The sequence below is a fragment of the Ornithinibacillus californiensis genome (assembly GCF_001038485.1).
Taxonomy (GTDB): Bacteria; Bacillota; Bacilli; order Bacillales; family Amphibacillaceae; genus Ornithinibacillus; species Ornithinibacillus californiensis.
Window position 1 is genome coordinate 64,381 of the sequence record NZ_LDUE01000020.1, and the last position, 19,335, is coordinate 83,715.

Annotated in this window: 23 protein-coding genes and 2 riboswitches; of the genes, 8 read left to right on the forward strand and 15 right to left on the reverse strand. The window is 36.7% G+C overall.

Going from position 1 to position 19,335, the window contains the following annotated elements:
• Positions 1–201: 201 nt before the first annotated feature.
• The 8 genes from TE34_RS21195 to TE34_RS04860 form a co-directional block, all read right to left on the reverse strand.
• On the reverse strand, positions 202–372 hold the full coding sequence (locus TE34_RS21195; RefSeq protein ID WP_169749086.1) for a hypothetical protein: 171 nt from the start codon (positions 370–372) through the stop codon (positions 202–204).
• A gap of 483 nt (positions 373–855) precedes the next feature.
• Positions 856–1,671, reverse strand: coding sequence for a MetQ/NlpA family ABC transporter substrate-binding protein (locus tag TE34_RS04830; protein WP_047983697.1), 816 nt, complete (start codon positions 1,669–1,671; stop codon positions 856–858).
• Between the two features lie 27 nt (positions 1,672–1,698).
• The gene (locus TE34_RS04835; protein ID WP_047983698.1) at positions 1,699–2,367 is read right to left on the reverse strand and encodes a methionine ABC transporter permease; all 669 of its coding nucleotides are present in this window, start codon (positions 2,365–2,367) and stop codon (positions 1,699–1,701) included.
• Complete coding sequence (locus tag TE34_RS04840) at positions 2,360–3,382, reverse strand: methionine ABC transporter ATP-binding protein (protein ID WP_047983699.1); 1,023 nt, start codon at positions 3,380–3,382, stop codon at positions 2,360–2,362. The genes TE34_RS04835 and TE34_RS04840 overlap by 8 nt, the downstream gene beginning before the upstream one ends.
• A gap of 133 nt (positions 3,383–3,515) precedes the next feature.
• Positions 3,516–3,629: riboswitch (SAM riboswitch) on the reverse strand.
• Between the two features lie 83 nt (positions 3,630–3,712).
• Entirely contained in the window at positions 3,713–4,030 is a 318-nt protein-coding gene (locus TE34_RS04845; RefSeq protein WP_047983700.1) for a thioredoxin family protein, read from the reverse strand.
• A gap of 19 nt (positions 4,031–4,049) precedes the next feature.
• Entirely contained in the window at positions 4,050–4,406 is a 357-nt protein-coding gene (locus TE34_RS04850; protein WP_084710627.1) for a toprim domain-containing protein, read from the reverse strand.
• 109 nt (positions 4,407–4,515) lie between these two features.
• The gene (gene gcvH, locus TE34_RS04855) at positions 4,516–4,899 is read right to left on the reverse strand and encodes a glycine cleavage system protein GcvH (RefSeq protein WP_047983701.1); all 384 of its coding nucleotides are present in this window, start codon (positions 4,897–4,899) and stop codon (positions 4,516–4,518) included.
• A 71-nt stretch (positions 4,900–4,970) separates the two neighbouring features.
• Positions 4,971–5,327, reverse strand: coding sequence for an arsenate reductase family protein (locus TE34_RS04860; protein ID WP_047983702.1), 357 nt, complete (start codon positions 5,325–5,327; stop codon positions 4,971–4,973).
• Positions 5,328–5,546: 219 nt separating this feature from the next.
• Here TE34_RS04860 and TE34_RS20195 point away from each other — a divergent pair, with 219 nt between their 5' ends.
• Both TE34_RS20195 and TE34_RS04870 read left to right on the forward strand, forming a co-directional pair.
• The gene (locus TE34_RS20195; protein WP_053074975.1) at positions 5,547–6,095 is read left to right on the forward strand and encodes a VanZ family protein; all 549 of its coding nucleotides are present in this window, start codon (positions 5,547–5,549) and stop codon (positions 6,093–6,095) included.
• Positions 6,096–6,102: 7 nt separating this feature from the next.
• Positions 6,103–6,588 carry a GNAT family N-acetyltransferase gene (locus TE34_RS04870; protein WP_047983703.1) on the forward strand — a complete coding sequence of 162 codons (486 nt, stop codon included), beginning with the start codon at positions 6,103–6,105 and terminating at the stop codon, positions 6,586–6,588.
• A gap of 62 nt (positions 6,589–6,650) precedes the next feature.
• Here TE34_RS04870 and TE34_RS04875 read toward each other — a convergent pair whose 3' ends face one another.
• From TE34_RS04875 to TE34_RS04890, 4 genes are all read right to left on the reverse strand, one after another.
• A complete protein-coding gene (locus tag TE34_RS04875; protein WP_047983704.1) occupies positions 6,651–7,421 on the reverse strand; it encodes a phosphotransferase in 771 nt (256 codons plus the stop codon).
• A gap of 127 nt (positions 7,422–7,548) precedes the next feature.
• A complete protein-coding gene (locus tag TE34_RS04880; RefSeq protein ID WP_047983705.1) occupies positions 7,549–9,333 on the reverse strand; it encodes an acyl-CoA dehydrogenase family protein in 1,785 nt (594 codons plus the stop codon).
• A 233-nt stretch (positions 9,334–9,566) separates the two neighbouring features.
• Positions 9,567–10,742: an acetyl-CoA C-acetyltransferase gene (locus tag TE34_RS04885; protein ID WP_047983706.1), complete on the reverse strand. Its 1,176-nt coding sequence runs from the start codon at positions 10,740–10,742 to the stop codon at positions 9,567–9,569.
• Positions 10,743–10,758: 16 nt separating this feature from the next.
• Positions 10,759–13,158 (reverse strand): 3-hydroxyacyl-CoA dehydrogenase/enoyl-CoA hydratase family protein, encoded by a 2,400-nt coding sequence (locus TE34_RS04890; RefSeq protein ID WP_047983707.1) that lies wholly within the window; start codon positions 13,156–13,158, stop codon positions 10,759–10,761.
• A 351-nt stretch (positions 13,159–13,509) separates the two neighbouring features.
• Between TE34_RS04890 and TE34_RS04895 the strand changes: the two genes are divergently transcribed.
• Genes TE34_RS04895 through crcB form a run of 6 tightly spaced genes read left to right on the forward strand, consistent with a single transcriptional unit; the run spans position 13,510 to position 17,254 of the window.
• Positions 13,510–14,478 carry a metal ABC transporter solute-binding protein, Zn/Mn family gene (locus TE34_RS04895; RefSeq protein ID WP_047983708.1) on the forward strand — a complete coding sequence of 323 codons (969 nt, stop codon included), beginning with the start codon at positions 13,510–13,512 and terminating at the stop codon, positions 14,476–14,478.
• Between the two features lie 15 nt (positions 14,479–14,493).
• Positions 14,494–15,252, forward strand: coding sequence for a metal ABC transporter ATP-binding protein (locus tag TE34_RS04900; RefSeq protein WP_047983709.1), 759 nt, complete (start codon positions 14,494–14,496; stop codon positions 15,250–15,252).
• A gap of 16 nt (positions 15,253–15,268) precedes the next feature.
• Positions 15,269–16,117, forward strand: coding sequence for a metal ABC transporter permease (locus TE34_RS04905; RefSeq protein WP_047983710.1), 849 nt, complete (start codon positions 15,269–15,271; stop codon positions 16,115–16,117).
• Positions 16,114–16,527, forward strand: coding sequence for a Fur family transcriptional regulator (locus tag TE34_RS04910; RefSeq protein WP_047983711.1), 414 nt, complete (start codon positions 16,114–16,116; stop codon positions 16,525–16,527). Before TE34_RS04905 ends, TE34_RS04910 begins: the two co-directional genes overlap by 4 nt.
• A complete protein-coding gene (locus tag TE34_RS04915; protein ID WP_047983712.1) occupies positions 16,512–16,895 on the forward strand; it encodes a fluoride efflux transporter FluC in 384 nt (127 codons plus the stop codon). The genes TE34_RS04910 and TE34_RS04915 overlap by 16 nt, the downstream gene beginning before the upstream one ends.
• Positions 16,896–16,897: 2 nt before the next feature.
• The gene (gene crcB, locus TE34_RS04920) at positions 16,898–17,254 is read left to right on the forward strand and encodes a fluoride efflux transporter CrcB (protein ID WP_047983737.1); all 357 of its coding nucleotides are present in this window, start codon (positions 16,898–16,900) and stop codon (positions 17,252–17,254) included.
• Here crcB and TE34_RS04925 read toward each other — a convergent pair.
• The 3 genes from TE34_RS04925 to TE34_RS04935 all read right to left on the reverse strand — a co-directional run bounded on the left by TE34_RS04925 (position 17,237) and on the right by TE34_RS04935 (position 19,330).
• Entirely contained in the window at positions 17,237–17,551 is a 315-nt protein-coding gene (locus TE34_RS04925; protein ID WP_047983713.1) for a DMT family transporter, read from the reverse strand. The two genes, crcB and TE34_RS04925, sit on opposite strands and share 18 nt — an antisense overlap.
• On the reverse strand, positions 17,552–17,890 hold the full coding sequence (locus TE34_RS04930; protein ID WP_047983738.1) for a DMT family transporter: 339 nt from the start codon (positions 17,888–17,890) through the stop codon (positions 17,552–17,554).
• Between the two features lie 106 nt (positions 17,891–17,996).
• A riboswitch (guanidine-I (ykkC/yxkD leader) is annotated at positions 17,997–18,086 on the reverse strand.
• 50 nt (positions 18,087–18,136) lie between these two features.
• On the reverse strand, positions 18,137–19,330 hold the full coding sequence (locus tag TE34_RS04935; RefSeq protein WP_047983714.1) for a hypothetical protein: 1,194 nt from the start codon (positions 19,328–19,330) through the stop codon (positions 18,137–18,139).
• Positions 19,331–19,335 lie beyond the last annotated feature (5 nt).

Consider the following 19,335-nt stretch of genomic DNA (forward strand, 5'->3'; position numbering starts at 1 on the left):
TAGCATTTCGAATTGATAATCAACTTTTTTAGGTTGCACAAGTTTGTCCATATTATAATAGGAAAAAACACGGATTTTTATAAGTTCCATTTTATTTAAAAATCAAAGTTTCCTAGGCTTTTATAGTCCTAATAATAGATTATTAATCTATAACCAAAGGAAAGAGGATATTCTTATGGAATATCCTCAAGTTTAAGTAAATTATTTAAATAGTTGACTATCTATTTCAGCTACAATTTGCTTGCTTTTATTGTAATCTTCTTGTCTTCTCTTTTCAACCTTCATCCGGTTTTCCAGTTTGCGACAATACTCAGCATACCCCATTTGATGTGACGTTTGCATCGCTTTTTCCATTTCTGGGGTATAATTCATCTTAATTCCACTATTAATAGTGAATCATCCTTTCGTTTTATTAACAATTCTAATGTTACATGATTATCGAAAGGACACCAAACTCGATTTAATTGCTTCATTTCAATTCTTACTACGTATAAAGTGCTCCATTACATATAATTGGACTTTTCATAAACATTTGGATGTTTCCTTGCATATACTAGTAAATGCTAAGATTATAGCATCGTAGCCCGCAGCCAGCATACACTCCGCTTTCCGCGGGCGGCTGGTGAGCCAGGCTACTACTTGAGTATACTTCCTTGCTGCCTTGCACCGAGGAAGCCTGCTTCGTAGCAATACTAGTAGACACAGGTGCATCTTGTGGGGTCTCACCTAAGCCTATCCTCCCGCAGGAGTCTCCGTGTATGCTGGCTGCTCAGAGGAGTTTCGCAAGTCACATTTCTCTCTATATGATCAATCATAAAAAATGACCAGTAATAAATCACTGGTCATCTCTATAATTTAGTTATTACCGCCTACTGGTACAACTGCTCCATCATATTTTTCTAAGATGAAGTTTTGAATTTCTTCCGATTGTAGAACTTCAACAATTTTCTTTAAGTCCTCATTATCTTTATCTTCTGCACGTGCAGCAACAATATTTACATAATCAGATTCTTCACCTTCAACAAATAATGCATCTTCTAGTGGCTTCAGGTCACCTTCGATTGCATAGTTAGTATTAATTGCCACAAGGGTATCTTCCTCATTGTTATAAGCCTCAATTAGGAATTCTGGATTAACTTCACCAAATAAGAATTGTAAGTTTAACGGATTTTCAACAATATCGTCTTGTGATAATGTTAGTGGATCCTCAATATCATCTGCAATCTTAATCAAACCTTCTGCTTCAAATAATTCAAGTACACGCAGGTGATCTGCATCATTACGACTAATAATTACTTCTGTGCCTTCTGGAATCTCTTCAACACTTGTAATTCCTTTTGAATAAATCGCAATTGGTTCAATATGAATTCCACCTAAATTAACAATATCATATGCTTTGTCTGGATCTGATGTTTCACCTTCAAAGAATGGAATATGTTGGAAATAGTTAGCATCAATTGCACCTTCATCTAAATCCAGGTTAGGTAAGAAGTAATCGGAATACTCTTCAATTTCAATTGTAATTCCCTCCTCTTCAAGAATAGGTTTAGCCTTTTCTAAAACTTCAGCGTGTGGTGTACTTGTTGCACCAATTTTAATAACATCATCATTTCCACAAGCAGCTAATAGTCCAATAAGTATAATGGATAGTACAAATAATAATTTCTTCATCTTTTTATCTCCCTTATGTTTAGTTTTTTATCTTTTATCCAATTTCTTAGTAATTAAGTCACCAATAAATTGGAAAATGAAAACAATTATAATGATTAATACAGTACAAACAAATACAACATCAAAATCACGTCGTACAAAACCGTGGTAATAGGCAAAATCACCTAGTCCACCAGCACCAATAACTCCAGCAACTGCCGTGTATCCAATTAATGCAATTGCTGTTACGGTTGCCCCTGAAACAAGAGCAGGCATCGATTCAGGTAATAACACTTTAAAAATGATTGTTTTTGTTTTTGCTCCCATCGATTGTGCGGCTTCTATTACTCCTTTATCCACTTCACGTAAACCGATTTCTACTAACCTTGCATAGAAAGGTGCAGAACCAATAATAAGTGCAGGTAAAGCGGCATTCGAGCCTCTAAACGTACCTATTAAGAATGTGGTAAAAGGGATTAATAATAAAATTAAAATGATAAAGGGAATTGCTCTAAAAATATTAACGATAGCAGCTACAATTATATTCAGTCCCTTATTTTCCCAAAGGGCTCCCTTAGAAGTTAAGTACAGTAGAAGACCTAATATTACCCCAAAAATAATTGATCCTACCAAAGCAAGTAAAGTCATATAAAAAGTCTCACCAGTTGCTACTAATAAATCTTCAATAACCACATTTGGAAATAATTCATTAAGCATTTTCTAAAACCTCCACTTCTACTGAGGTTTTATCGTTGATAAAGCTTATTGCTTTACTTATTTCGCTTGAGTTACCATTAATTTGTACGACAAGCGTACCGTAAGCTCCTAGCTTCGTTTGGGTAATTTTCCCTTGGAGTATATTAATTTCTACTTCGTATTCTCTGGAAATTTTACTAATTAAAGCTTGGTTTGCAGACTCCCCAACAAAATGTAATCGCACAACCTTACCACTAGTGTAAACTTCCAATAACTGATCTAGGTCACCATCTTCATTTCCCATCACTTGCTCTACAAATTTCTTTGTGACAGCCTGCTGAGGTTTTAAGAAGACTTCCAACACATCACCTTGCTCCACCACTTTACCATTTTCCATAACTGCAACTCTGTTACAAATTTTGCGAATCACATGCATTTCGTGAGTAATAAGTATTATGGTTAAACCCAATCTTTCGTTAATATCAACTAGAAGATCTAGTATAGAATTTGTCGTTTCAGGGTCTAATGCTGATGTTGCTTCATCACAAAGTAAAACTTTAGGGTTGTTAGCTAGTGCTCTGGCAATGCCTACTCGTTGTTTCTGACCTCCACTTAGCTGAGAAGGGTAAGCATTTTCCCTTCCAGAAAGTCCAACAAGCTCTACTAGTTCTTTTACTCGCTGTTTTCTTTCTTCGTCAGGAACTCCGGCGATTTCCAGTGGAAAAGCAATATTCTCACTAACAGTACGAGACCACAACAGATTAAAATGCTGAAATATCATTCCAATATCTTGTCTAGCGATTCGAAGGTTACTCTTATGCATAGCTGTTATATCTTGACCTTGTATCGTTACCTTGCCTGAAGTAGGTTCTTCTAGTCGATTTAATAATCGGATAAACGTACTTTTTCCTGCACCACTATAACCTATGACACCAAATATTTCACCATCTTCAATGGTTAAACTCAAATCATCAACAGCGTTAATTTCTTTCTGATTTAAGCGAAATATTTTTGTCAAACCTTCTATGGAAATCATACACATCCCTCCTCTTTCTATGATGTACAAAAATCTAAATTACATAAGGTTCTTATAGCTCGAAACAAACAAAAAACGCCCTTCTGTAAGAGAACAGAAAGACGTAATAATTTAAGTATTAGATCTTCACGTTCTCTCATCTATCAAAGCATAAATGCTTTGTAGGAGTTGGCACCATTTCAAACACAAGTGTCTGACGGTTGCCGCGGTTTCATAGGGCCTTTCCCTCCACCGCTCTGGATAAGAGATTCATTGGATATTCGATTTTCAATAAAGTTAACTATATCACCAGTCTATAAAAGTGTCAACTAGTAAAATAAATTTATTTATTTATTTATTTTCGGTAAACATCTCTGGCTGATATTCTAAAAGATAACTATAAATATTAGCAATCGAGTGAAATGCATAGATTTTTTCTTGTATGTTATTACTCTTTTTAATAACTAAACAAGGAACACTCTCAATTTTATTTTCTTGCATAAATTCCGGATACAAAGAGGCATTCATTTCATAAAAAATAGTCTCCTGATGCACAGCCTCAATCTTTTCTAGCATCGTTCTAGCTAGATGGCATGTTCCACAGAACGGCGTATAAATATATAATAGAAAGTCTTGTTCCTCCAATATTTCTTCAGATATTTCTTTCAAATCATCACCTACTCGTAAGCTAAACTAAGAAATGGGGATTAACAGCAATATGCTTACCAAGTAGAAGCATTGCCAATATGCGCTCTGGAGTTGCAGCAACTTCACGATACTCGCTGCTCACATAAATATGATCTGCATGTGGTAGCTCCAATGATAGTTGCTTGCGAAGTTTCATCCCTGATTTATCTTCATCAACAAGTATATAAACATCTTTCTCATCCAATTGATAGGTTTCTAGCATTTCATCAAAACGCTCAACATCAAAAGTTCCATTCGTACAAATTATTGTAATCTGATCATCAATAACCTTTTCCAGTTGCTTTTTGTCGGTTAATCCCTCAACAATAATAACACGATCCGGCTGATGTAACATCATGATAGATCCCCCTTAATTAGAAAAGCGTAAGGCGTATAGACAAATGGAAAGTTAAAACTGACTCTCTTCCTACATTAGGAAAAAAGTCAGCTCAAGATTCAATATTATATTAGTCTTGCTCAATTAATTCTTTATATGCTTCAGGTGATAATAGGTTATCAAGCTCTGAGTCATCACTTAATTCGACAACAATCATCCATGCATTTTCATATGGTGATTCGTTCACAAGCTCTGGGCTATCCTCTAATTCAGCGTTAACCTCAACAACTTTCCCACTAACAGGAGCATATAATTCAGAAACAGTTTTAACAGATTCAACACTTCCAAATGGCCCGTCAAGAGTAATTTCATCGCCAACTTCTGGTAGCTCCACGAATACGATATCTCCTAACTCATCTTGGGCGAACTCTGTAATACCAACACGAACCGTGTTACCTTCTTTTTTTACCCATTCGTGTTCTTTTGAATATAATAATTCATTTGGTAAGCTCATTGTAATCCCTCCGAATAATTGGTTGTACATTAACTATACAACCTATAATTGTTTTACGCTAGTATTATTAATTAGACCCAATTACTTTGATATTCTTCTTCTTTAAAACCTACTGTTACAGCTTTTCCATCTGTTACAATTGGCCGTTTAATGAGCATCCCATCCATTGCTAGGATCTCTGCCATCTCCTCGTTAGTTGCATCTTGTATCTTCTCTTTAATATTTAATTCACGATACTTCTTACCGCTCGTATTAAAGAATTTTTTAGCAGGAAGACCACTCTTTTCAATTAGCTCTAAAATCTCTTCCTTAGAAGGTGTTTCTTCCACAATATGTATGCTGTTATAGGAAACGTTATGCTCATCAAACCATTTCTTCGCTTTTTTGCATGTCCCACAGTTTGGATACCAGTAAAATGTAAGTGCCAAAATATCCCCCCTCTATTAAGGTTATTTTACCATGTATTGTGTCGAATTATAAGTGAGATTACTTGAATTGGTTTAGAATAAAAGTTATATGGATTTCGTGTTGTGGTACTCAGCAAGTTTCGAGTGTTTTTTATGAAATAACTTTGAGTTTTTGGCTACAACTACTTAAATTGCTGATATACTAGTCTTAGAATCAATCAAAGAAAATAAGGAGATATGATGAATTATATAAATAACATACCAATACTACTTATTGCTATCACTCTTATTATTTACATACCACTACGTTTTATTTATCGTAAGAAACACAAGATAACGAAGAATCTGTCCCGTGAAATTACATATATATTACTAATAGCATATGTAGAAAGCATACTTTACTTAACATTATTTCCTACTACTACGGGAGTATCTAATCACGTTTCTATTAATCTAATACCTTTTAAAACTATTAATATGTATATAAACTTCCATCACGATTTTACTCTACAAGTTATTAATTTGTTAGGTAATATTGTCGTCTTTATTCCCATTGGTATATTTGCTTTACTCTTATTGAAAAGAGTTACTTTCTCTACTGTTTTCTTAATAGGTTTAATTAGTACGTTGTTTATTGAATTCATGCAATTAGTACTATCTATTAACGGTGTCATCTCTCGAAGCTTTGATGTGGATGATTTAATATTAAATACTATCGGTGTAATAATTGGGTACGTAATTGGGATAATTGGACGAAAACTCTTCCCCGACAAAGAGGAAACGGGGTGAAATTATTTTGCGAGTAAGCGAAGTTAGTTTAAGAGACATTGAAGAATCTGATCTACCAATTTTCTATAGCCATCAAACAGACAGGGATGCAAATTATATTGCTGCATTCACAGCCAAAGATCCATTGGATAAGGAAGCGTTTCTAGGACACTGGAAAAAGATTATGGCGAGTGATACCGTCATAATAAGGACTATCCTTAAAGAAAACACTGTTGTCGGGCATATTGCTAAGTTTGAAATGTTTGGTGAACCTGAGATAACCTATTGGCTAGGAAAAGAATATTGGGGCCAAGGAATAACTACGCTTGCATTGACAATGTTTCTTGAGGTAGTTACCATCAGGCCATTATTTGCTCGTGCGGCAAAAGATAATATCGCCTCTTTAAGGGTACTTAGAAAATGTGGATTTAACATGATTTCTGAAGATAAAGGATTTGCGAATGCTAGGGGAACAGAAATAGAAGAATATGTTTTAAAACTTAATTCCCTTTGATAATTTAGAAAGCTAGTTTTATTAATTTAAAAATCTAGCTTTCTTTTTTTATCATTATAAAATCAAAAGAATTCATAAAGACCTTCATCAAAATAAGAATACTCTTCGCTCGAAACCTGATACCTCTTGTAACCCTCATAAAAAGCTCTCAGGTATTCTTCATGATTTTTCAAACGACCAATGGCTAATGATTCATCATATCGAGGGTCACCAACCGTCATACCCGCCACATCAATAAACATTTTAACTTCTCCGTTAATTACTAATACATTATCAGTTGTACAATCTCCATGAATCACTGTCTGTTTCACTGGTAGAGGCTTATGTAATTTTAACTTCTCCAGTAGTAGTTTATCTCCGTCCACTCCTCCTTGTTCTAAGTGTCGCTCTGCAAGCTCTAACTGAACTTCTAGCCATTCACCTTCATGATTCAAAGGATCGATTGGAACTATCTCATGGAGTTGTTGAAGAAGGCTGCCAAAACTCTTTATTAATGCTATTTTTTCTTGGGAATCTTTAGCTTTCCCTAAAGCACTAGATAAAGAGATTCCATCCTCCAATGACATTATTAAGTGGCTAGCATCATTTTCTTCTATAAACCCGTAAAAGTGAGGAACAGGTATTTTGGTCTGGTTAACTAGTTTCTCTAGTACCTGAGCTTCCTGCTTAAGCCAATCTCTATACCGCTTCTCAAAGGAACTTTTTAACAAATAATTCCCCTTATTAGTAGTAATCTTTTGTACGATAGAAGTGCACCCTTGTTCTTCCAATCTTGTAATACTTTTTATTTCACCTACGATATTCCCAATCTTACTTATCAATTGTTTATTCAATTTTTTGACACCACACTTATCTAATGATTCGTGATTTTACAATTTCAATTCTATATTAACAAATATTTAAGATAATCTAATACTAAAAAGAGATCGATTTGTTATCGACCTCTTTCCATGATTAATATTAAACAGTGTACTTCTCAGCTTCGATAATCCCGGCTGCGATTTCACGCTTCTTAACAATTACATTAGTTGGAGTGTGACGAGTCAGTTTACGTAGAGAGGAAAGCATCATACGTAACGTATCTCCTTCTTCTACAGCAATTAATGTTTCTTTCGCGTCAGCCTCTATACGATTAAAAGCTTCTTGCACATAAACTTGTGTATACAGAAGTTTTTGCTTGTTCTTTTCAGCGCCAGTAGCATTGATTGCTTTTTCTGTACGAAGGATAGCACTTTCCATGTTGTAAACTTCAGCAACCATGTCAGCAAGATTCACAAGTATTTCTTGTTCTTTTTCAATCTTTTGCATGTATTTTTGTGCCGCTAATCCTGCACCAAGCAATACGATTTTCTTTGCGTTTCTTAGTAAATATTTTTCTTGATCAAGAGGCTCTGAACCTGGCTCTTCTGGCATCATCATCATTAACTCTTCCTGTAAGCTCATTGCTTTTTGGAAAAGTGGTAAGTCACCTTTCATGGCCTTCTTCAACAATGTTCCAGGAACTAGTAAACGGTTGATTTCATTTGTACCTTCAAAGATACGGTTGATACGTGAGTCACGATAAATGCGCTCTACTTCATACTCTTGCATGAATCCGTAACCACCGTGCATTTGTACCGCTTCATCTGCTGCATGGTCAAGTAATTCAGTAGCCATGTACTTGTTCATGGAGCACTCGATTTGATATTCTGCAATCGCACGAGCGATTTCTCTTCCGTCTTTTAACTGTTCCTCTGTTAGTGATCCCATGCGCTGTTCAAATAGTCCAACTGTACGGTATACAGCACTTTCGTTGGCATAGATTTCAGATGCAATCGTAGCAAGTTTTTCTTGTGTTAATGAGAATTTAGAAATTGGTGTGTTGAATTGTTTACGTTGGTTAACGTATTGTGTAGCAACTTCAAGAGCACGCTTCGCTCCACCAACACCACCGATAGCTAATTTATAACGACCTACATTCAAGATATTAAATGCGATAATATGGCCGCGTCCTTTTTCTCCAAGTAAGTTCTCAACTGGCACTTCCGCATCTTCTAGGATTAATGTACGAGTTGAAGACGATTTGATACCCATTTTCTTTTCTTCAGGACCTGTAGATACACCAGGGAAGTCTTTTTCTACGATAAATGCAGAGAAGTGCTCACCATCGATTTTTGCATAAACAACAAATACGTCAGCAAAAGCGGAGTTTGTAATCCATTGCTTTTCACCATTTAATACATAGTGCGTTCCTGCTTCATTTAATTTAGCAGTTGTTTTTGCACCTAATGCGTCTGAACCTGAACCTGGTTCAGTTAGTGCATATGCTGCAATTAGTTCGCCTGTTGCAAGTTTTGGTAGGTATTTTTCTTTTTGTTCTTCGTTACCAAAGAAAACTATTGGAAGTGATCCAATTCCTACATGTGCTCCGTGAGTAATGGAAAATCCACCGGCACGAGCAAATTTCTCTGTGATTAAGGATGAACTGATTTTATCTAGTGCTAGGCCGCCGTATTCTTCTGGAACGTCAGCACCTAATAGTCCTAGGTCTCCTGCTTTTTTAAGTAGGTCTACTGAATGTTCGAATTCATGGTTTTCTAGTTTTTCTACTAGTGGTAGTACTTCTCCTACTACGAAGTCTTCTGTTGTTTTTGCGATCATTTTGTGTTCGTCTGTAAAGTCTTCCGGTGTGATGATGTCTTCTCCGGATAGGTCTTCTACTAGGAAGGATCCGCCTTTAAATAATTTTTCTTTTGTTTCGCTCATTTGTTTACATCCTCTCTTAATATCTTTAGCCCTAGTCCGCGAGTCGAATACACTTCGCTTTCCGCGGGCGGCTGGTGAGCCTCCTCGTGCTATCGCACTGTGGGGTCTCACCTATGCCTATCCTCCCGCTGGAGTCTTCGTGTATTCGACTCGCTCAGAGCAACTTATGTTATTTGTCTATAAACTTAAAGTAATAATCTACTAATAAACCAAATAAATTTTAAACTACTAACTTATAACAGTTCAAATACTCCTGCTGCGCCCATGCCTCCGCCGATGCACATGGTTACTACTCCGAATTGTACGTTTCGGCGTTTCATTTCGTAGGCTAGGCTTAGTGTTAGTTTGGTTCCTGTCATGCCTAGTGGGTGTCCTAAGGCGATTGCTCCGCCGTTTACGTTTACGATGCTTGTGTCTAGATCTAATGCTTGGATTACACGTACGGATTGGGAAGCGAATGCTTCGTTTAGTTCGAATAATCCGATATCAGAAAGGCTTAGACCGGCGATTTCTAGTGCTTTAGGAATTGCTTTTACTGGTCCTACTCCCATAATCTCTGGTTCCACTCCCGCTACAGCGAAGGAACGGAATTTCACTAAAGGTTTTAGTCCTTCTGCTTCTGCTTTTTCTCGATCCATTACTAGTACGGATGCTGCACCATCACTCATTTGTGATGAGTTACCTGCAGTAACAGAACCTTTCACATGAAATGCAGGACGTAATTTTGCAAGTACATCGATTGTCGTACCTTCTCGTACACCTTCATCCGTATCGAAAAGAAATGACTTTTCTTCTACTTTGTTGTTCTTCCCAATAAATCGTTCTGTTACTTCTACAGGAACAATCTCATCTTTAAACTTACCTTCTGCGATTGCTTTCGCTGCACGCTTATGACTTTCAACTGCAAATGCATCTTGGTCCGCGCGTGATATTCCAAATCGATTTGCTACTTCTTCTGCGGTATGCCCCATTCCCATGTAATAACCTGGTGCATCTGTAACTAGCGTTGGATTTGGCTTAAATGAGTGCCCTAGCATTGGTACTAGACTCATAGATTCCGCACCACCAGCAACAATGGTGTCACTTGCTCCTAGCATGATGCGTTCTGATGCAAAGGCAATACTCTGTAAACCAGAAGAACAATAACGGTTAATTGTAATTCCTGGTACGTCATGTTTTAATCCTGCAAGACCAGCTATATTACGTGCCATATTCATTCCTTGTTCAGCTTCAGGAATAGCACAACCGATTATCACATCATCAATATTCCCATCATAGCCACCAGCACGTTTTAGCGTTTCTTTTATCGTAAGAGCTGCTAAATCATCCGGACGATTGTTACGCAAAGATCCTTTGCTTGCTTTTCCTACAGGGGTTCTAGCACCTGCTACAATAACTGCTTCTCTCAAAACTCTCTCCCCCTCACTAATTCCTTAATGGTTTTCCTTTTAATAGCATGTGTTGCATACGCGCTTGCGTTTTTGGCTCGGCAATTAAACTTAAGAACGCCTCACGCTCTAAATCTAGCATTACCTGTTCATCAATTAGCGTACCTTCTTTAATTCGTCCACCAGATAATACATATGCTAACTTTTCAGCAATCTTCACATCATGTTCGGAAGCATAACCACCGAACTGTAATGTTTTAGCCCCTATTAACATAGCTGCATATCCTGCTTCACCAACAACAGGGATTTTTTCACGTTTTGGTGCACGGTAACCTGCATTGTACAATTCAAGTACGCGTTGTTTTGCATCATAAATTAAATGATCTGGATTTACACTAATTCGGTCATTTGCATCTAAGAAGCCATTCTCTCTTGCTTCCTCTGCTGATGTAGACACTTTCGCCATCGCCACTTTTTCAAATACATCATTGGCAACCTTCGTTAAGTCAAAATCAATTCCTTTTGGTACATTACGTAGTTGCTTTAAATAAAGCTCTTTTGTACCGCCACCACCAGGAATAAGACCGACACCAAATTCTACTAGTCCCATATACGTTTCAGCAGATGCTTGTAGAGCTGCAGCTGGTAAGGATACCTCAGCTCCTCCTCCAAGTGTCATATTAAATGGAGCTACTACAACTGGTTTGTCGGAATATTTGATTGTGGTTCCCATGTCTTGGAACATCTTAACAACCATATCAAGCTCAAAGAAGTTATCTTCTTGGGCTTCCATTAGCATTAACGCTAGGTTAGCACCTACACTAAAATTCTTTCCTTGGTTTCCGATTACAAGCCCTTTGTAATTTTTATTTACTTCTTCTACTGCGAATTTCACCATTTGAATGGTATCAAGACCGATTGCGTTACTCTTTGAATGGAACTCTAGTAATGCTACTCCATCCCCGATATCAATAAGGCTAGCTCCTGAATTTTTCTTAATGACACCGTTAACATCTTTTAGGCGCTTAACATTTATTTCTTTTGGATTAAATGCTTGTTGTTTATACTCACCATGATCAAAGAAGTAAACATTACCATGGTCATATTTATAGAAGGATTCATTTCCTGCCTCTAGCATTTCAGTTACCCAATTAGGAACTGTTTCTCCCTCTTCTTTCATGCGTTCAACGGATTTCTTCAGACCAATTGCATCCCATGTTTCAAATGGACCAATTTCCCATCCGAATCCCCATTTCATCGCTTGATCAATAGCAAGTATATCATCTGCTATTTCTCCTACGAGTTCAGCAGAGTATAATAAAGCAGGCTTTAAAATGTTCCATATCAAATCTCCAGCACGGTCGCCTTTCGCGTTTACAAGCGCTTTCAATTTATTGCGTGAGCCTTTTGCTTGCTTTGCTATTTCTACAGCAGGAGATTTTAATTTTTTATTGTCTTCATATTCTAATGTTTCAGGGTTTAATTCATAGATGGTGCTCCCATCTTTCCCCTTCTTTTTCAAGAAAAATCCTTGGCCACTTTTTGCACCTAGCCAGCCATTTTCTTGCATTTTTAGCATGAATTCAGGTATATCAAATACTTCTTTCTCTGCGCCGTCTACTTGATCATATACGTTACGTGCTACATGAACGAAAGTATCTAATCCGACAACATCTAATGTACGGAAAGTTGCACTCTTCGGTCTTCCGATTAAAGGACCTGTCACTGAATCGACTTCACCAACACTATATCCACCTTTAAGCATCTCTCTTACGGTTACTAATAAACCATACGTACCGATACGGTTGGCAATAAAGTTTGGTGTATCTTTTGCTTCTACGACACCTTTTCCTAAAACATCCTCACCAAATGTCTTCATAAAGCTAAGAACTTCAGGATCTGTATGTTTTGTAGGAATAACTTCTAGTAATTTTAAGTATCTTGGCGGATTAAAGAAGTGTGTTCCAAGGAAATTTTTTTGAAAGTCCTCTGAGCGTCCTTCTACCATTGCTTCAACAGAAATTCCAGATGTGTTTGAGCTAACAATGGATCCTTGCTTTCTGAACTGATCCACCTTTTCGAAAACGATTTTTTTAACATCTAGTCGTTCTACTACTACCTCAATAATCCAATCAACATCTGCTAATCTTTCCATATCATCATCCATATTCCCGACTTCAATTAAGTCTAGACTTCCTTTGGATGTGATAGGTGATGGCTTTTGTTTTAATAATAATTGCTTACTTCCGGCTGCGATTCGATTTCGTACTGCCTTATCCTCTAATGTGAGACCTTTTTGCTCCTCTTCTTTCGTTAATGCTCTTGGTACAATATCAAGCATTAATGTTGGAATGCCGATATTGGCTAAGTGAGCAGCGATTCCGGACCCCATCACTCCTGAGCCTAAGACCGCAGCACGCTTGATTGTTCGATTCATGTTTTGTCCCCCAATCACACTTTGAATGAATACTCATTCATTTTTTGAGTAAAAAATTAAGGACAGTCTCCTATCCATCTACATTAACTATAAAATAAATTCTGATATTTCGCAATAACCAATTAGGATATTATCTAATTTATTTTTAATCCACATTCTTTTACAGCCAATAAAACCGTACCGAATAGGTTATTTAATTCGTGGCAAATTATGAAGAAACTTATTAGGAAATTTTCTCTGTACTAAATTTTATACTTTTCCCTAAAACCGTAATCATTCCTATTTACAAATCGTAACGATTACGATACTATATCATAGGTACTGCTATTCTATGAAATTGCGAGGCCAATCATGAAACTTTTTACAAGTCTTATTACGATTATATTAATGAGTATATTACTCCTCGGTTGTACAAATGTAAATACAGAGAGTCAATCATCCAATAAACTTAGCATTTATACATCTGTTTATCCAATTCAATATATAGTCGAGCGTATTGGTGGTGATACGGTCACGACCACATCTATCTTCCCTCCAGGAGTTGATGCCCACACCTATGAACCAACTGCAAAGACGATGACTACGCTCGCTAGAAGCGATGCCTTTATATACTTTGGAACTGGAATGGAAGGATTTACAGAAAGCATTGCAGAGGCTTTGGAATCTGTAGATATAAGTTTACTCGAGTTAGGTGAGTATGAAGAGCTATTTGAAGAAGTTGAACACCATCACGTGGAGAGTAATCAGGTAGAACCCGAAGAGCATGAAGAACATCATCACGATGGCCATAACCATGGTGATCACGATCCACATATTTGGATTGATCCGCTTCGTATGGCAGAAATGGGTCACATTATTACAGAATACTTAATAGAGCTTAATCCTGATCAGAAACGACTTTATGAGGAAAACTTTCATCTGTTGGAACTGGATTTGCACCAACTTGACGAAGCTTTCTCCGAAGAATTAAGTAAGAAAAAAAATAAAGAGATCCTAGTTTCCCATGCAGCATATGGCTACTGGGAGGAGCGCTATGGTATAGAACAAATATCTATAAACGGATTATCATCTTCGAGCGAACCATCTCAAAGGGATCTAGTAGAAATAATTGAGCAAGCAGAAGCTAGTCAGCTACAGTATGTGATTGTTGAGCAAAATACTTCTAGTAAAGTAACCGAAATTATACAAGAACATATTGGTGCTGAGGCACTTAGCATCCATAACCTGGCCGTTCTAACGGAGAAAGATGTAAAAGAAAAATCCGATTATTTATCCATTATGAGGCATAACCTTAGCGTCTTAGATTTAGCAACCCAATGAAAGGAGGCAAATTACATGAATCAAGATACCATCATCACTTTAAGAAATATTAATTATTCTATTGAAAAGAAAAATGTTCTACATGATGTTAATTTCGAATTACCAAAGGGTGCCTTCGTAGGACTGTTAGGTCCAAACGGAGGAGGAAAAACAACCTTAACCAAAATCATACTTGGAATGTTGAAACCTACTAGCGGGAATGTGACACTCTTTAATAAACCACTTGAAGAATTTAATGACTGGACAAAAATTGGCTTTGTTTCCCAAAAGTCAAACTCCTTTAACAGAGAGTTTCCAGCTACTGTTTATGAAGTTGTATCTACAGGTCTTACTAGTAAAGTAGGTTACTTTAAATTCTTTAATAGATATGACAAAGAAAAAATTCTACAAGCAATCGATGCGGTTGGTATGAACGAATACACGCGTGAAAATATCGGTAAATTATCTGGTGGCCAGCAACAACGGGTTTTTATCGCACGTGCATTAGTCAGTGAACCTGAATTACTGATCCTCGATGAGCCAACAGTCGGAGTTGACTCTGAAAACGTACAACGCTTCTATGAACTTTTACATGATTTAAATCAAAATAAAGGTATTACTTTACTATTAATAACACATGATACCGGAACGATGACAAAGTATGCTTCAAACGTAGCTTGCTTGAATAAAACGCTTCACTTTCACGGGAAACCAGAGGAATACGAAAAACTTACAGAGAGAGAAATATCAAAATTTTATGGTCACCCTGTAAATATTGTCTCACACGACCATTAATGTTGGAGGAAAACGAATGTTAGCAGATTTATTAGAGTTTGATTTTTTAAGGCAAACATTTATGACGGGGCTTTTAATTGGTATTATTGCACCATTACTAGGAACCTTTATCGTTGTTAGACGCCTGTCTTTAATTGCTGATGCTTTATCACATGTAACGTTAGCTGGTATCGCATTTGGTCTATTTTTGGAAAAACGATATGCACTAGTCATGATTCCACCGATATACAGTGGATTACTGTTTTCCGTAGTAGGTTCGATTTTCATTGAGAAGCTGCGTAGTGTATATAAATCGTATCAAGAAATCGCCATCCCTATTATCCTTTCTGGTGGTGTAGGATTAAGTGTTATTTTTATCGCTTTAGCAGATGGGTTTAACACAGAACTTATGAATTATCTTTTCGGTTCAGCATCAGCAGTTAGTAAAGCAGATTTTATTACTATATTTACAATCACTATTTTTGTTGTGCTAATCATTACCTTTTTATATAAAGAGTTATTCACATTATCCTTCGATGAAGAGCATTCTAAAGTTTCAGGCATTCATTCTAAACAAATACATTTACTATTTATCATTCTAACGGCGCTAGTTATAGCAGCTTCCATCCAAATTGTAGGTGTACTATTGGTATCCGCACTAATGACACTCCCCGTCGCCGCAAGTATGCGAATTGCTAGAGGGTTTAAGCAAATGATGTTTCTAGCTATTGCTTTCGGTGAGCTAGCTGTTATGATAGGATTAATCTCAGGATATTATTTAAATATTCCTCCTGGAGGAACGATTGTTGTCGTATCCATTATTATATTATTAATAGCAATTGGCTATAAAAAAGTGAATGTAACTAAATTGGGGGCAGTAGAATGAAAACCTCTGAAGCAATTGAACTGTTAAAGAAAAAAGGCTATAAAACTACTGGAAAAAGAAAAGATATATTAACATATTTCGAGAATGAAGATGGTTATCGTACTGCTAAAGATCTTATTCTGCATTTAGAAGAAACCTATGAAGGAATTAGCTTTGATACAATCTATAGAAATCTCCATCTATACCATGATGTAGGAATACTAGAAGTAACCGAGTTAAATGGGGAAAAACATTTCCGTATGAATTGCACGCATCATCACCACCACCATTTCATTTGTAAAGAATGTGGTAAAACGAAAGAAATTGAAGTATGCCCTATGGAAGAGGTTAGAAAGTCTCTTAGTAACTATGAAATCGAGGACCATAAATTTGAGATTTATGGATTATGCCCAGGATGCCAAACCGTTTAAATCTTTACCTCGGTGTTGGCATCGGTGGTGTAATTGGTGCTTTAGGAAGATATGCCATATCCATTCTATTTGAAAGTGATAGTTATTTTCCTTTTGGAACACTGGTTGCTAATTTGCTTGGTTGCCTTTTGCTAGGTTTTCTATTAAATAGTCCACTAATAAAAAATAATGTATCAAACATTGTCTTCATAGGGTTAACTACAGGTTTAATTGGGGCATTTACAACCTTCTCCACTTTCGCCTTGGAAACAGTCCATTTAGCATATCATCATTTATTTTTAGCTTTTGTATATGTTGGGATAAGTGTTCTTGGTGGAATTTTTTTAAGTTTCCTTGGGTTTAGACTCGCGAATAAAAGGCAGGCATGATCATGAATATCCTATTGATTAGTTTAGGAGGATTTCTGGGAAGCATCCTCCGTTTTTACATTTCCATTAAACTAGATAAACGACTGGTTGGTACATGGTTGGCTAATGTAACTGGCTCTATGCTATTGGGAGTTTCTATATACTTCCACTCTATTCATATGATTTCAGATTATTTGTGGCTATTCTTAGGAATTGGCTTTTGCGGGTCTTATACTACATTTTCTACTTTTGGAAATGAGGTAGTTCAACTGCTTTTAATGAAAGATTACCGTACAGCCACACTCTATATTGTTACTTCACTGTTCGTGTCTATTCTGGTTGTTCTTACTGTTTTCGTATTGTTAGGATATAAGTTTTAACCCAACAGCTGCTGTTAAAACCATCCCAATAAATAGTATTCGTAATAAGTCTCTAGACTCTCCGTAAAAAATCATACCGACTACGACACTACCAACTGAACCAATTCCTGCCCAAACCGCATAAGCCGTACCCATAGAAATTGTTTGCATAGCTATTGTTAATAACACAAAGCTTAATACAAATCCACCAATTAATAATCCATAACTACCAATACTTTTTTTCTTGTTAACCTGACTTATTCCTGTTACACCTAGAACTTCTCCTACACCAGCTAACAATAAAACTATCCAGTCCATTTATACTCCACCTTTTTCTTGTGGTTGCTTTGTCACCATTTTTAGTCCAATCACACCAACTAGTAGCAATGTAATCAGCCCTATTTTCACAACTTGAAAAGGCTCATTAAAAACGATCATTTCCATTAGAACCGTACCCGCTGTTCCCATCCCAGTAAATACAGCATAGGTAGTACCAGTTGGCAATTTGCTAGAGGCGACTACGAGTGCATGTATACTAATATAAATTGCTAGGATGGTTAATCCCCAAGTCCACCAATTGTAAGAATGCTTTAATCCTGTTACCCACCCAATCTCAAATATCACGCCAAGCCAAACTAAATTCCAGTATTTATTCATACCATCACCTCTATAAGAAATTGGAAAGACACCGAGAGCCTCATAATTTAACTTCCACTTGTTAACATAGAAAAAAGCCCGGGAATAGATATCACTATTACTGATATCCTCCCGGGCTTTTCTCCCTCCGTGTACACTTCCGTGCGTTTTCTCTCGGACCAGACCATAGAAATGCGGAACCCTAGAAAACTTTAATATAATTACTATAACACGATATTCTCTCAAATACTAGGCTTTGTCCTGCTACTAGGACTTTTCTAGCCTTGCTTCCATTTCCTTTAACCAATCTCGTAAATCATTTTCCTCTTCAGTAGTTGCTTCGTAATCACCATAACGAACTTTCTGATAAACTTGAATATCACCTTCTATGTCAAGACGATCGAACCAGTTTTCTATTGATTCATGACGCAACCTGCCTAGTTCAAGCTTAGCTGCTTTCTTCTCAAATTCATATACCAGCTTACGTATTGGGTGATTTGGTCTTCTATTTCTTTTTTTAAACCATCTTCTATCAGATTGGTCATCATTGGTTAGCTTTTCTTCTCGTATGTCATAATTTAAAGAGTCATTTGACACGGCTTCAGATGCCTTTTCCCGAAATGTTTTATACAATATCACGAAAAATACTAGAATAAGGATTCCAAAGAAAATATAGATTAAAACGTTAACATCTACTCCATCCGAATGCTCTCTACTAGTTGTTTCAATCGTTTCGTTATTCGCAAAACCTGTAGGTTCAGGTGGTTCCATCTGGTCTATACCCTTTTTAAAGAATTCACTTATACCTATATACTCAAATAGTTTTGCTATACCACTTGCAAATAACGTTAATACGCCTCCAATTCCTGCCCAGATCTTTGACGTAATCATGGCAAGTGTATCAGAAAATAAGTAAATTAATAAAGTAGTAGTTCCAAAGAATCCTCCCCACTTTAGCCATTCTGTCCGATTAAAGGTACGTCGTTTTTCTGGTTCTGTATTAAGCAGATTTCTAAGTGTGTACCCGAACAGGACAACAACAACTTGTGTGATAAGGAATATGACAACCTCAAAGTCACGCATGATTACTAAGCCAAGAAGTGTCAAAAGAATGGTCGCTCCAAGGTAGGTTGGTTCATATGCAGCACCCATCTTGCCTCTTATCGAAATAAATCTCCAAGCAAATAATGATGAAAATACAATGCTTAATCCTAATGCAAACCCTAAAAACTGTAGAAAAAAAACGAGAATTGGTATGGATAAAATATATGGAAGGTAATTTGCCGTTTGTTTTGCGATAAAAGCATACACGATACTGATGCCCAATACCAGGGCTAGATATGCCCATACGGACACATCTTCAAATTGAGCAAATACAATAGGCAGTAATGCCAAATATATGATAATGGATTCACTAATGAAATAGTAGGCATGAGTTACATAGTTATGCTTTTCGTGCATTGCTT